Here is a 12,891-nt window from a genome sequence, read left to right on the forward strand (position 1 = left end):
CGGTCACCGGCCGGTGCGCTCCTGCGCACCGCGCACGAGTTCCTTGGCGATGCCGTTGCGCTGGACCTCCGAGGTCCCGGTCAGCACCCGGAACATCCGGATCTTCCGGAACAGGAACTCGATCTCGGTGCCCTGGGTGAGCCCGTCCTTGCCGAAGACCTGCACCGCTTCGTCGGCGATGCGGAAGGCCGTCTCGGCGACGAACAACTTGCACATGAACGCCTCGGTGCGCACGTCGGCCCCGGCGTCGAGCGCCTCCAGCGCCGCCCGGGTCATCGACCGGGCCGCGTAGAACCCGGTGGCCATGTCGGCGAGCTTGTGCTGGATCGCTTGCAGCTCGATGAGCGGGCGCCCGCCGGCGACCTTCCGGGTCAGGACGCGTTCCCGGGTGAGCGCGATGATCCGGCGGACGGCACCGAGCACCGAGGGGCAGTGCAGGAGCCGGTTGGTCGTCACCCGACCCAGCGCGATCCGCATGCCCTCGCCCTCCTCGCCCAGCAGGTTCGCCTCGGGGACGAAGCACTCGCGGAGCACGATGTCGCTCTCGATGTGCTCGCCGGACATCGGCGTCGCCCCGTCGACGACCGCGCACCCCGCGCTGTCCAGATCGACCAGGAAGGCCGAGAACGCCGCTTCGCGGTCGTGCATCCGGGCCACGACGATGGCGAAGTCGGCGAAGGGGCCCGCCGAGCTGAAGACCTTGTGCCCGGTGATCCGGTAGCCCCCGGCACCTTCGCGGCGGTGGTCCGCATCGACCGCACGTCGGAGCCGGCGTCGGCTTCGGTCAGCGAGAAGCAGCAGGCCCGCTCCCCGCGCACCACCGGCAGCAGGTACTGGTGGAGCTGCTGCTCGGTCGCGTGCTCCAGGACGTCGCCCGCGCGCAGCGGGCCGCCCATGTCGCCGAGCACGCTGTGCCCGAGGACGCGGGCGCTCGCCCCGATCTCCTCCTTGAGGGCGCCGAGCGCCGAGCGCGACAGCCCCCGGCCGCCGAAGGCGGCGGGGAGGTGGACGCCGTAGAAGCCGAGTTCCCGGCTGCGTCGCCAGACCGGCTCCAAGTCGTCGCGGGTGAGGCGGCTTCCGCGGGTGAGGCCGCGTTCCTGCTCGTACTCGGCGAGCTCCCCGTCCAGGTAGTCGCGAAGCCCGTGCACCAGTTCGGACAGCACCGGGTCGGAGTAGGTCGGTTGCAGCGAAAAGGTCATCGTCGACTCCGGTTTCCGTCAGTTCACCCGGCGATCGGCGCCCGCCCAGTGGGGTTCGCGCACCGCCTTGCGATCGAGCTTGCCGTTGCGGTTGAGCGGGAGCTCGGCGACGAACTCGACCGACCGCGGCTTCTTGAACCGCCCGAGGCGCTCCGCGCAGAACGCGATCAGCTCCTGCTCGGTCGGCCGGTGGCCGGGGCGCGGGACCACGACCGCCAGCACCGCCTCGCCCCACCGCTCATCGGGCACGCCCACGACGCAGGCCTCCTGGACCGCGGGGTGTTCGTGCAGCGCTGCCTCCACCTCGGTGCAATAGATGTTGAAGCCACCGGAGATGATCATGTCCTTCTTGCGGTCCACGATGAACAGGTAGCCGTCCTCCCGCATCCAGGCGAGGTCCCCGGTGTGGACCCAGCCGTCGCGGAACGCGCTCGCCGACAGCTCCGGTTCGTTCCAGTACCGGGTGACGCAGTCCGGTCCCCGGACGACGATCTCGCCGATTTCCCGGGGCGGCAGCTCGGCACCGTCCTCGCCGACGACCCTGATCTCGCTGTCGTAGGCCGCGCGCCCGCACGAGCGCAGCAGCTCGGGGTCCCCCTCGACGGCCGCGGCGAGCTCGTCCCCGGCCAGTCCCGCCACCACGCTCGTGGTCTCGGCGAGCCCGTAGCCCAGCGCGACCACGGGGCCGAACAGGTCGACCGCCGCGCGCAGGCGCTGCGGCGGCACCGGCGCTCCGCCGATGCGCACGCTGGTCAAGCTGGACAGGTCGCGTTCGGCCGCGCCCGGGTGGTCGAGGACGGCGGTCAGCATCGCCGGGACGAGGAACGTGGCGGTGATCCGCTCCTGTTCCACCGCATCCAGGAACGCCGCCGGGCTCCAGGAGCGCAGGACGTGCGTGGTGGACCCGCCGAAGACCCCGCTGAGCAGCACCATGCCCGTGGCGTGCGTGATCGGGCCGCACGCGAGGTAGCGGGTGTCCGGGCGCGGCCGCGACTCCGGGCTCATGAGCTGCTTGCGCATGTTGGCGAGCCGGTTGCCGAAGGTCTGGACCGCAGCTTTGAGCGCGCCGGTCGATCCGCTGGTGTAGTTCAGCACCACGGGGTCGTCCGCGCCGACCTCGACGGCCACCGGCCGGGGGGCACCTCCCGCGACGAGGTCGTCGTAGCCCACCGGGGTCTCCGCGGCGCGGTGGGCGCCCGGGGAGCCGAGGAGCACGCGGACCTGGCCGGGACCGGCTGCGGCGGAGGCGTCGTCGTCGTGCGCCGCGTCGTGGACCAGCACCCGCGCGCCGGAGTCCCGCAGGACGTGCCGGAGCTCTTCCGCGCCCAACCGCGCGTTGACCGGGACCCGGACCAGGCCGGCCTTGTAGAGCGCGAACTCGATCTCGACCAGCTCACCGCAGTTCCAGGCCAGCGACGCGACGGCGTCACCCGGGCGCAGCCCGAGCCCGTCGATCAGCGCGGCGGCGAGCCGGTCGGTGCGCTGGTCGAGCTCCTGGTAGGTCCACGTGCGTTCCCCGCAGACCAGGGCGATGCGGTCGGGCCAGTGCCTCGCGCTGCGCGCGAGGTAGGTACCGAGGTTCATGGGGCGGACCTCCACGGCGATCCATACGACGGAGTGACCATTTACAGACACACTGTCCATGAACGTTCCGGGTGTCAAGGGGTCTCTACACTGACCGCGCGCGACAACGGCGCCACGACGACCCGAGGACGGAAGGGGCAGCGATGGCCGAGGACAGGCGGACCAAACGCACCAGGCGGGCGCTCCACGACGCGCTGGTGGCGCTGGTGCTCGAACGCGGTTTCACGGCGCTCACCGTGGAGGACATCGCCGAACGCGCCGACGTCGCGCGCGCCACCTTCTACAGCCACTTCCAGGGCAAGGAGGACCTGTTCGCCACGGTGACCGCCGACCTGCTCGCCGAGCTCGGGGCGCGGATGCGCCCGGCGATCAGCGGCAGCGCGGTCGGGTTCACCGGCAAGCCGCTGCTCGAACTGCTGCGGCACGCGCGCGAGGAGCGCGACCGGTACCGGATCGTGCTGCGCGGCGAGGGCGACGGCAAACCCCTGCAGCTGTTCCTGGACACCTGCGCGCAGGCGACCGCCGAGGAGTTCCGCCTGCGAGCGGAGCGCAACGGCGTCACGCCGCGCATCGACGCGGACCTGCTGGCCCGGGTGTGGGTCGGCGAGCAGGTCGCCGTCCTGCGGTGGTGGACGGCGGACGACGTCGCGCCGATGCCCGCCGAGGAGGTCGCGCGCATGCTGCTCGAACTCGCCGTGCGCGGGCGCTACTGGGCCAGCGGGTTCGACGCCCCGGACTGACCGGTCACCGCCCCGACGTTCGGAGCACTTCCGGCGGAGCTCTTGAGCCGCTCTGCCCGGGCCGCTTAGAGTCCTGTACTCACGGTCGCCTAATGGACAAACTGTCTTTTTTCTTGGTGCGACCGATCTGGACATCGTCGTTCAGTGAGGAGCGGCCCGTGCCCGCATCGCCCCCGAGGTCCACCGGTACCGAGCTGATCGCCCGGCTCGATCGACTGCCCCTGTCCAAGCCCCACCGCCGATTGGTCTTCCAGGGCGGCATGGGCTACTTGTTCGAATCCTTCGACGGCGTGCTGCTCGGATACGCCGCCTCGGCGGTGGTCGCCCTGTGGGCGCTGGATCCCGCCACGTCCGGGTGGCTGCTCGCCTCGGTCTTCGTCGGCTTCCTCATCGGCGCGCTGATCGCCGGGGTGCTCGCCGACTGGCTCGGACGACGCCGGGTGCTGATGTGGGCCCTGCTGGTCTACGTCGTGTTCACCGTCCTCGCGGCGACGGCCTCCGGCCCCTGGGAACTCGCGCTGTGGCGGGTGCTCAGCGGCATCGGGCTCGGCGCCGAGGCGACGGCCATCGTCCCGTACGTGTCGGAGTTCCTCCCGCAACGCCACCGCGGTCGCAGCATCGGCCGGACCATGATGTTCCTCGGCGTCGGGCACGCGCTGGCCGCGCTGACCTCGGTGCTGGTGATCAGCCCGAACCCCGATTCGGGATGGCGGATCGCGTGCGTCCTCGGGGTCCTGCCCGCGCTGTGCCTGCTGTGGTGGCGGCGGCAGATGGTGGAATCGCCCCGGTTCCTGATCGGCAAGGGCCGCCTCGCCGAGGCGGAGCGGATCGTGGCGCGGTTCGAGCGGGAGACCGCGGCCGCCGGGGACGCCGTGGTCGCCGCCCCGGCGGCGGCCGGGGAGCCCGTCGAGGAGCGCACGCACGACGCCGGGCCGCTGCGCCGGCTCGCCGCCCTGTGGCGACCGGGCATGGCGCGCCGGAGCTCGGTGGTGTGCCTGCTGTGGTTCACCTTCCAGGCCGCGCAGTACGGGTACGGGACCTGGCTGCCCACCCTCCTGGTCCTCGAGGGTTTCACCCTCGCCACCAGCTTCGGCTTCGCGCTGGCCGGTGCGCTCGCCCAGATCCCGGGCTACTACCTCGCGGCGATGCTCAGCGAGCACATCGACCGGAAGTGGACCATCGTCCTGTTCATGGCGGCCAGCGTCGGGTGCGCGGCGGGCCTCAGCGCGGCCGACGGCGCCGCGGCGATGTTCACCTGCACCGTCGCGCTGTCCTTCTGCCTGCACGGTGTCGCCTCGCCGCTGTACGCCTACACGGCGGAGATCTACCCGACGGCGCTGCGGGCCAGCGGCATGGGCGTGGCCAGCGCGATCGCGCGGCTCGGCGCCATCGCGGCTCCCGTCGCGATCGGCTACCTCCACACCGGTCTCGGCTTCGCCGGGGTGTTCGCGATGCTGGGCGGTCTGCTGGCGGCGGGCGCGGTCGTGCTCGCGTTCTGGGGCCTGCGAACGGCCGGACGCAGCCTCGAAGACCTGCAGGGCGGCTCCCGGGAGCCGTGACCGCAGACGGGTGGGAGCTCGGCGGGGCCGCGCCACGCGGACGATGCCTCGTCGGCATCGCTCGATGCCACTTCGGAGTTGGACGTGCATCGATCACCGGACCTAGTGTCACCGCACACCGGCCGCGCCACGAGAGCGCGAGCCGCGACACCTAGTGAGGAGAACCGAGCCATGCCAGGCTTTTCGGCGCCCGAAGTCGCGCAGCGACTGGCTTCCGGGCTGCTGTCGTTCCCGGTGACGCACTTCCGCGACGACCTGAGCTTCGACGAACCCGCCTACCGCGAGAACATCGGCTGGCTCGGCGGATTCGGCGCGGCCGGGCTGTTCGCCGCCGGGGGGACCGGCGAGTTCTTCTCGCTCACCCCGGACGAGGTGTCGACGGTGGTCACCGCCGCCGTCCGGGAAACCCCGGCGGACCTGCCGGTGATCGCCCCGGCGGGCTACGGGACGGCGACGGCGGTGGAGCTGGCCGGGGCCGCGGAACGGGCGGGGGCCGACGGCCTGCTCCTGCTGCCGCCCTACCTGACCGAAGCGCCCCAGGAAGGGCTCGCCGCGCACGTCCGCGCGGTGTGCGCGGCGACCGACCTCGGCGTGATCCTCTACAGCCGGGCCAACGCGGTCTTCGAGGACACCACCGTGGCCAGGCTGGCCGACGAGTGCCCGAACCTGGTCGGGTTCAAGGACGGCGTGGGCGACATCGAGAAGATGACCCGGTTGTACACCCGCCTCGGCGACCGCCTGCTCTACATCGGCGGGCTGCCCACCGCGGAGACCTTCGCGCTGCCCTACCTCGAACTGGGCGTGAGCACCTACTCCTCCGCGATGTTCAACTTCGTCCCCGAGTTCGCCCTGCGGTTCCACACCGCGGTGCGGGAGCGCGACCGCGCCGCGGTGTACCGCTACCTCGACGAGTTCGTCCTGCCGTACTGCGACATCCGCAACCGGCGCGCGGGGTACGCGGTGAGCATCGTCAAGGCCGGGATGAAGGTCGTCGGCCGCCCGGCGGGGCCGGTGCGCGGTCCGCTGGTGGACCTCGACGACGCCGAACTCGCCATGCTCGCCGACCTGGTCGCCGCGCTGCCGGAAGGAGGGCGTCGATGAGCACCGCACCCACCGGCCGCATGCTGATCGCCGGGGAACCCGTGCTCGGCGGCGGCGCGCGGTACCGGGCCGTCGACCCGAGCACCGGCGAGCCGCTGGAGCCCGAGTTCGCCCACGGCGGCGCCGACGAGGTCGCGCGGGCGTGCGCGGCGGCCGACGAGGCGTTCCGCACCTACCGGAACACCACGGGGCAGCAGCGGGCGCGGCTGCTGTCGGCGATCGCCGACGGCATCGAGGCGATCGGCGACCCGCTGATCGAACGCGCCCACGCCGAGACCGGGCTGCCGGTGGCCCGCCTGACCGGGGAGCGGGCCCGCACGACGGGACAGCTCCGGATGTTCGCGTCGGTCGCCGCCGAGGGGAGCTGGGCCGGGGCCCGCATCGATCCCGCCCAGCCGGAGCGTCGGCCGCAGCCCCGCGCCGACATCCGCCAGCGCCGGATCGCGCTCGGGCCGGTGGCCGTGTTCGGCGCGAGCAACTTCCCGCTGGCCTTCTCGGTCGCCGGTGGCGACACCGCCTCGGCGCTGGCGGCGGGCTGCCCGGTGGTGGTCAAGGGCCACGACGCCCACCCCGGCACCTCGGAGCTGGTCGCCGGTGCGGTGGCCGAGGCCATCGCCTCCTGCGGTCTCGACCCGGGCGCCTTCTCGATGCTGTTCGGCCGCGGCCCCGATCTCGGCGTCCGGCTGGTGACGGACCCGCGCATCCGGGCCGTCGGGTTCACCGGGTCCCGCTCCGGGGGGACCGCGCTGCTGGCGGCGGCGAACGCGCGACCGCGCCCGATCCCGGTGTACGCCGAGATGAGCAGCACCAACCCGGTGTTCCCGCTGCCCGCAGCGCTGGCCGAGCGGGCCGGGGAGATCGCGCGCGGCTTCGTCGGCTCGCTCACGCTCGGGGCCGGTCAGTTCTGCACCAGCCCCGGCCTGGTGATCGCCGTGGACGGCCCCGGGCTGCGGCGGTTCGAGGAGGTCGCGGCCACCGAGCTGGCCGGAGCCGCGGCTGCTCCGATGCTCACCCCGGGCATCGCCCGCTCCTACGCCGAAGGCGTGTCCGCCCTGGCCGGCCACGACGCGGTGAGCGTGCTCGCGCGCGGTTCCGAGGACGACCGCCCGCACGGCTGCCGACCCGCGCTGCACGTCACCGACGCCGCGAGCTTCGCCGCCGATCCGGCGCTGCACGAGGAGGTCTTCGGGGCCAGCGCGCTGGTGGTCCGCTGCTCGGACGCCACCGAGGTCCGCGCCCTCGCCGAGGCGCTGGAAGGGCAGCTCACCGCCACCGTGCACGCCGACGGGCCGGACCACCCCGAAGCCGCCGAGCTGCTCCCGGTGCTGGAGCGCATCGCCGGGCGGATCCTGTTCAACGGCTGGCCGACGGGGGTCGAGGTCGGGCACGCGATGGTCCACGGTGGACCGTTCCCGGCCACTTCGGACTCCCGCACCACGTCGGTCGGCAGCCTCGCGATCGAGCGCTTCCTGCGGCCGGTGGCCTACCAGGACGTCCCCGCGGACCTGCTGCCGAGCGCGATCGCGGACGGCAACCCCGACGGCATCCGGCGCCACGTGGACGGCGAGCTCGGCACCCGCTGAACCAGCGACCGCACGACCACCGCACCTCCGGTGGTGGCCGGCGCCCGCGCACCGCTGGTCACCCACGACCCGGTGATCCGCACGGCCCCCTCCGGGCGCACCGGCGCGGGCGCCGCGCCGCGGTATCGCACCCCCGGCCGGACCTCCGACCGCGAGCGCCCGGCCCTCGACCAGACCTGACGGGCCCGGCGGCGGCGCACCCGCCGCCGGGCCCCCGCATACCCACAGGAGGCAATGATGCCTGCGAGAGGGAACGAAACCCCGCTCGGGAACGGCCTGCTCGCCGCCCAGGAGGCGGCGCCCGCGGCGAGCCTGCCGCCCTGGGCGCTGCTGCTGATCGTCGCCGGGGGCATCGCGCTGCTCCTGGTGCTCGTGGTCAAGGTCAAGCTGCACGCCTTCGTCGCACTGCTCCTCGTCAGCGGGGCCGTCGGGCTGGCCGCCGGGATCTCCCCGGCGGAGCTGCCCGCCGTGCTCGAGGACGGGATGGGGTCGACGCTGGGCGAGATCGCCATCATCGTCGCGCTGGGCGCGATGCTCGGCCGCATGATGCAGGAATCCGGCGCGGCCGGCGTCCTCTCCGAGCGGCTGCTCGGGGCGTTCGGCGAGAAGCGCGCTCCGCTGGCGGTCGGGCTGACCGCGCTGGTGTTCGGCATCCCGGTGTTCTTCGACGTCGGCTTCATCATCCTGCTGCCGCTGATCTACGCCGTCGCCCGCCGTTCCGGCCGCTCGGTGATCACCATCGCGCTCCCGGCGGTGGGCGGTCTGGCGATCATGCACGCGGTGCTGCCCCCGCACCCCGGTCCGGTGGCGGCGGCGAGCCTGCTCGGCGCGAGCCTCGGCTGGGTCGCCGTCATGGGCCTGATCTGCGGCCTGCCCGCGTGGTTCTTCGGTGCGTACGTGTTCGGCGTCAAGATCGGCGACCGGCTGGGCGTCCCGGCCCCGGCAGGCCTGTCCGGCGACGAATCGGACGAATCACCCGAGGGCGGCGCGACCGGGGGCGGCGGTACCGCGACCCAGGCGCCGCCCTCGCTGGGCACCACGGTCCTGGTCATCACGCTGCCGGTCGTGCTGATCATGCTGCACACCTTCGCCGCGCTCGTCCTGCCGGAAGGTCCGGTGCGCAGCGCCGTCGAGTTCATCGGTGCGCCCGTGGTCGCGCTGACCGTCGCGACCCTGCTCTCGTTCTGGGTGCTGGGCATCCGGGGCGGCGCCAGCATGGCGAAGATCGAGAAGGCCGCCTCCGCCTCGCTGGGCCCCGTGGCGCTCGTGCTGCTGGTCACCGGCGCGGGCGGCATCTTCGGCGCGGTCCTGGAGGAGACCGGGGCGGGCAAGGCGCTCGCCGACCTGCTCGGCGCGACCGCGCTGCCGCTGATCGTGCTCGCCTTCCTCATCGCCACGGCGCTGCGCGTCGCGCTCGGGTCGAAGACGGTCGCCATCGTCACCACCGCACCGATCGTGGCCCCGCTGATCCAGGAGAACGCCCTGTCCCAGCCGGAGATCGCGCTGGTCGTGATCGCGATCGCCGCGGGCGGCACCGTCCTGTCGCACGTGAACGACTCGGGGTTCTGGCTGTTCAACCGCTACATGGACATCGACATCAAGACCACGCTGAAGAGCTGGACGATGATGGAGACCCTCATGGGGACCTTCGCCTTCCTGATCGCCGCGGCGCTCAGCGGCGTGCTCGCGCTCACCTGATCGACCCGGCCGCCGGACGCGTCCGATGTGCCCGGACGACCCCCGCGGAAAATGACGAGCCGTGCTGTCGGCCCGGCCAGTACAATTCTGCGTTGCGGGGTGCGCCTGCCGCGCAACGCCTCGTCGCGTTGCGCCACGGCGCTGGGGGCCCCGGGCACGACGGCGACCGAACGACGCAGGGCCACCGAACCCCACCCGCCCGGACGCGGGTGGGGTTCGGTGCGCCGGGGCGGCGCAATCGCCTGCTCGGGGCCGCAAGGGCGCGGCTGGACACCCGCCCTCCCGCATCGGCGGACGCAGCACCGGTGTCACCGGCGACACCCGGCCCGCACGTCCCTCCCGAACGCATCAGCCGACCGGTCCCGGCGGCCGAACCGAACCACTCCTGCGAGGTGTTCCCGACCATGCCCCACGCGAGACCCGCGACCGCGGCGTCCGACCACGGCACCGCACCGCCGCGCGCTCCCGTGCTGATCGGCGTGCTGGTCATCTCGGCGTTCGTGATGATCCTCAACGAGACGATCCTGAGCGTGGCGCTGCGCGCCCTCAGCGTCGACCTCGGCGTCCCCACCACCACCGTGCAGTGGCTGACCAGCGGCTTCCTGTTGACCATGGCCGTGGTCATCCCCACCACCGGCTTCCTGCTGGAGCGGTTCACCCCGCGCCAGGTCTTCCTCGCCTCGCTGATCCTGTTCAGCGCGGGCACGCTGGTCAGCGCACTCGCACCGGGATTCGCCGTGCTGCTGGTCGGGCGCGTGGTGCAGGCGTGCGGCACCGCCGTCATGCTGCCGCTGCTGATGACCTCGGCGATGCGCCTGGTGCCGCGGGACAAGCGCGGCGCGACGATGGGCACGATCAGCATCGTCATCGCCGTCGCCCCCGCCGTGGGACCGACCGTCGGCGGGGCGGTGCTGGCCTCGCTGGGCTGGCGCTGGATGTTCTGGCTGGTCCTGCCGCTGGCGCTGGCCGCGCTGGCCATCGGGGCGGTGCTGATGCGCTTGGATGGCGAGACCCGCGCGGTGCCGCTGGACCTGGTCTCGGTGGTGCTGTCGGCCCTGGGCTTCGGCGGCATCCTCTACGGCTTGTCCTCCATCGGGGAATCCGGCGGCGGCGAGCACGCGGTGCCGCCGTGGGCGCCGATCGTGGTCGGGCTCGTCGCGCTGGGCGCCTTCGTGCTGCGCCAGGTCCGCCTGCAACGCCAGGACCGCGCGCTGCTCGACCTGCGGCCGTTCACCCACCGCTCCTTCAGCGTCGCCCTGGTGCTGACCGCGCTGCTGTTCCTGTGCCTGCTGGGCGTCGCGTCGATCCTGCTGCCGCTGTACCTGCAGACCGTCCTGCGCACGAGCACGTTCGTCAGCGGGCTGGCGCTGCTGCCCGGTGGGCTGGTGCTCGGCATGCTCGGACGGCCGGTGGGCCGGCTGTTCGACCGCTTCGGCGCGCGTCCGCTGGTGATTCCGGGATCGCTGGCCATGGCGGTGTCGCTGTGGCTGTTCGCCACCCTCGGGGCGGACTCCTCGCTGGCCTCGGTGATCGGCATCCACGTGCTGCTGATGGCCGGTCTCGGCTTGATGATGACGCCGCTGATGACCGAATCGCTCAGCGCGCTGCCCGACCACCTCTACTCCCACGGCAGCGCGATCCTGTCCACCCTCCAGCAGGTCGCGGGCGCCTTCGGCACCGCCGTGTTCGTCACCGTGGCCGCCCTGGGCACGACGGATCCGTCCGGGGCTCCGGACGCGTCGGGGCTGCGCCTGGCGTTCCTCGTCGCGGGCGGGATCGGGGTGCTGGCGTTCGTCACGTCGCTGTTCGTCCGCCGACCGGCCGCGGCCACCCCGCGCACCGTCGACACCGGCCGGGCCGAGCGGGAGCCGAGCCGCACGGCGTCCGAGTGACGGGCGCCCCTCGGCGCAGTTGGACGGCCCCCGGGCTCGCCCGGGGCCGTCCTGGTGCGGGCTCAGCCGAGTCGGCCGGCGGCTCCCACCGCGGTGACCCCGCCGTCGACCAGCAGGTCGGTGCCGGAGATGAAGCTCGCGGCGGGTCCGAGCAGGAATGCGGCGGCTTCGGCGATGTCGGCGGGCGTTCCCGGGCGCTGGGCGTGGGAAGCCTCGATCATCATCCGCATCGAGTCGCCGTGCTCACCGCTGAGCTCGGTCCGCCCCATGGGCGTGGCGATCACGCCGGGGCTGATCGAGTTGATCCGCGCGCCCCGCGCCCCCCAGGTGGTGCTCGCCGCCTGGACGCGCAGCAGGTTGGCGCGCTTGGCGAAGCCGTAGGCCGCACCGGCGTGCGGGAACTGCGACTCGGCCGCCACCGGCAGGGACAGCAACCGGTCGGCCGGCGCGGTGGCCAGTTCCCGGGCCTGCTCCCGGGAAAAGCCCGGGTGCCCGTGCGCCGCCATGCTCGCGATCACGACCCCGGCCCCGCCGGAGGCGATGACCTCGGTGAACTCGTCCAACACCAGGGCGACCCCGAGCAGGTCCACCGCCAGGATCGCGGGCACCGGCGCCTGGACCGGCGAGAGCCCTGCGGTGTGCACCACCGTCCGCACCTCGCCCAGCGACGCGGCCTGCCTGGCCAGCGCCGCGACGGAATCGCGGGAGGAGACGTCGACGGGCGCCGCGGTCACGGCGTAGCCCTCGCCCTCGAGTTCACCGGTCGCGGCGCCCAAGGTCTCCTGGTCGACGTCCGCCACCAGCAGCCGCGCCCCGGACCCCAGGCGCCGGGCGATCGCCACGCCCATCCCGCCGACTCCGACGACCACGACGACCTGCTGCCCCATGCGCCCGCTCCTTCGTCGACACCTGTCGATTGTCCGACAGTTGTAGGCGAGCCTACACTGCGCGGGTGACCGCCCCACGAGCCGCGGACCGCCGAGCCCAGCGGTCCCGCGCCGCCCTGGAGACCGCGCTGCTGGACCTCATCGCCGAGCGCGGCCTGAACCGGATCTCGGTCTCCGACCTGACCGGGCGCGCGGAGGTCCACCGCACGACCTTCTACGAGCACTACACCGACGTGCACGACCTCGCGGCGGCCGCGTGCACCCAGATGTTCGACGAGCTCATCGCCGCCGCGGCCGCGCTCACCACGAACGCCGCGCCCGGCGACGACCTCGCCCGGCGCGCCCTCACCGAGGTGTTCGCGCACGTGGCCGAGCACCGGGCCCTCTACCAGGCGCTGCTCAGCGCCGACGGCAGCGCGAAGGTGATCAACCACCTGCTCGACCGGATGACCCGCTCGGTGCGCGAGCACCACGGCGTGCCGGGTGGCATCCGCGGCGCACCGCCGGCCTTCCTCGCGGGAGCGCTGCTCGGCACCATCACCGACTGGCTGCGGCACGGCTGTCCGGGCACGCCCGACCAGCTCGGCGCCGCCGTCTGGCCCCACCTCGCCGCGGCCGCCGAGCCCCGCCCGGACTGACCCGCCGCGC

11 protein-coding genes and 1 pseudogene are annotated in these 12,891 nt (G+C 73.4%); 8 read left to right on the plus strand and 4 right to left on the minus strand.

Annotated features, from left to right (window positions below; all coding sequences use genetic code 11):
- Positions 1 to 3: 3 nt before the first annotated feature.
- The 3 genes and pseudogenes from ACQP0T_RS17310 to ACQP0T_RS17320 all read right to left on the minus strand — a co-directional run bounded on the left by ACQP0T_RS17310 (position 4) and on the right by ACQP0T_RS17320 (position 2,783).
- Complete coding sequence (locus ACQP0T_RS17310) at positions 4 to 648, minus strand: acyl-CoA dehydrogenase family protein (protein ID WP_433869006.1); 645 nt, start codon at positions 646 to 648, stop codon at positions 4 to 6.
- 218 nt (positions 649 to 866) lie between these two features.
- Positions 867 to 1,199 (minus strand): annotated as a pseudogene (locus ACQP0T_RS17315) (acyl-CoA dehydrogenase family protein); the annotation flags it as partial.
- Between the two features lie 18 nt (positions 1,200 to 1,217).
- A complete protein-coding gene (locus tag ACQP0T_RS17320; protein ID WP_433869007.1) occupies positions 1,218 to 2,783 on the minus strand; it encodes an acyl-CoA synthetase in 1,566 nt (521 codons plus the stop codon).
- Between the two features lie 143 nt (positions 2,784 to 2,926).
- Here ACQP0T_RS17320 and ACQP0T_RS17325 point away from each other — a divergent pair, with 143 nt between their 5' ends.
- The 7 genes from ACQP0T_RS17325 to ACQP0T_RS17355 all read left to right on the plus strand — a co-directional run bounded on the left by ACQP0T_RS17325 (position 2,927) and on the right by ACQP0T_RS17355 (position 11,356).
- Complete coding sequence (locus ACQP0T_RS17325; protein ID WP_345361307.1) at positions 2,927 to 3,523, plus strand: TetR/AcrR family transcriptional regulator; 597 nt, start codon at positions 2,927 to 2,929, stop codon at positions 3,521 to 3,523.
- 158 nt (positions 3,524 to 3,681) lie between these two features.
- Entirely contained in the window at positions 3,682 to 5,082 is a 1,401-nt protein-coding gene (locus ACQP0T_RS17330) for an MFS transporter (protein ID WP_433869008.1), read from the plus strand.
- A 171-nt stretch (positions 5,083 to 5,253) separates the two neighbouring features.
- Positions 5,254 to 6,183, plus strand: coding sequence for a 5-dehydro-4-deoxyglucarate dehydratase (kdgD, locus tag ACQP0T_RS17335; RefSeq protein WP_433869009.1), 930 nt, complete (start codon positions 5,254 to 5,256; stop codon positions 6,181 to 6,183).
- Complete coding sequence (locus tag ACQP0T_RS17340) at positions 6,180 to 7,766, plus strand: aldehyde dehydrogenase (NADP(+)) (RefSeq protein WP_433869010.1); 1,587 nt, start codon at positions 6,180 to 6,182, stop codon at positions 7,764 to 7,766. The genes kdgD and ACQP0T_RS17340 overlap by 4 nt, the downstream gene beginning before the upstream one ends.
- Before the next feature lie 30 nt (positions 7,767 to 7,796).
- Positions 7,797 to 7,946, plus strand: coding sequence for a hypothetical protein (locus ACQP0T_RS17345; protein ID WP_433869011.1), 150 nt, complete (start codon positions 7,797 to 7,799; stop codon positions 7,944 to 7,946).
- Between the two features lie 57 nt (positions 7,947 to 8,003).
- The gene (locus ACQP0T_RS17350; protein ID WP_433869012.1) at positions 8,004 to 9,464 is read left to right on the plus strand and encodes a GntP family permease; all 1,461 of its coding nucleotides are present in this window, start codon (positions 8,004 to 8,006) and stop codon (positions 9,462 to 9,464) included.
- A gap of 404 nt (positions 9,465 to 9,868) precedes the next feature.
- The gene (locus ACQP0T_RS17355; RefSeq protein ID WP_433869013.1) at positions 9,869 to 11,356 is read left to right on the plus strand and encodes an MDR family MFS transporter; all 1,488 of its coding nucleotides are present in this window, start codon (positions 9,869 to 9,871) and stop codon (positions 11,354 to 11,356) included.
- 62 nt (positions 11,357 to 11,418) lie between these two features.
- Here ACQP0T_RS17355 and ACQP0T_RS17360 read toward each other — a convergent pair whose 3' ends face one another.
- On the minus strand, positions 11,419 to 12,243 hold the full coding sequence (locus tag ACQP0T_RS17360) for an SDR family oxidoreductase (protein ID WP_433869014.1): 825 nt from the start codon (positions 12,241 to 12,243) through the stop codon (positions 11,419 to 11,421).
- Between the two features lie 65 nt (positions 12,244 to 12,308).
- Between ACQP0T_RS17360 and ACQP0T_RS17365 the strand changes: the two genes are divergently transcribed.
- Positions 12,309 to 12,881: a TetR/AcrR family transcriptional regulator gene (locus ACQP0T_RS17365; protein ID WP_433869015.1), complete on the plus strand. Its 573-nt coding sequence runs from the start codon at positions 12,309 to 12,311 to the stop codon at positions 12,879 to 12,881.
- Positions 12,882 to 12,891 lie beyond the last annotated feature (10 nt).

It is taken from the genome of Saccharopolyspora sp. CA-218241 (genome assembly GCF_050954615.1).
GTDB classification, from domain to species: Bacteria; Actinomycetota; Actinomycetes; order Mycobacteriales; family Pseudonocardiaceae; genus Saccharopolyspora; species Saccharopolyspora cebuensis.

Excerpts from the sequence above, each read along its gene's own strand:
- ACQP0T_RS17325 (WP_345361307.1), top strand. The coding sequence starts at position 2,927 with ATGGCCGAGGACAGGCGGACCAAACGCACCAGGCGGGCGCTCCACGAC.
- kdgD (WP_433869009.1), top strand. The coding sequence starts at position 5,254 with ATGCCAGGCTTTTCGGCGCCCGAAGTCGCGCAGCGACTGGCTTCCGGG.
- ACQP0T_RS17310 (WP_433869006.1), bottom strand. The coding sequence starts at position 648 with ATGCACGACCGCGAAGCGGCGTTCTCGGCCTTCCTGGTCGATCTGGAC.
- ACQP0T_RS17360 (WP_433869014.1), bottom strand. The coding sequence starts at position 12,243 with ATGGGGCAGCAGGTCGTCGTGGTCGTCGGAGTCGGCGGGATGGGCGTG.
- ACQP0T_RS17355 (WP_433869013.1), top strand. The coding sequence starts at position 9,869 with ATGCCCCACGCGAGACCCGCGACCGCGGCGTCCGACCACGGCACCGCA.
- ACQP0T_RS17340 (WP_433869010.1), top strand. The coding sequence starts at position 6,180 with ATGAGCACCGCACCCACCGGCCGCATGCTGATCGCCGGGGAACCCGTG.
- ACQP0T_RS17350 (WP_433869012.1), top strand. The coding sequence starts at position 8,004 with ATGCCTGCGAGAGGGAACGAAACCCCGCTCGGGAACGGCCTGCTCGCC.
- ACQP0T_RS17320 (WP_433869007.1), bottom strand. The coding sequence starts at position 2,783 with ATGAACCTCGGTACCTACCTCGCGCGCAGCGCGAGGCACTGGCCCGAC.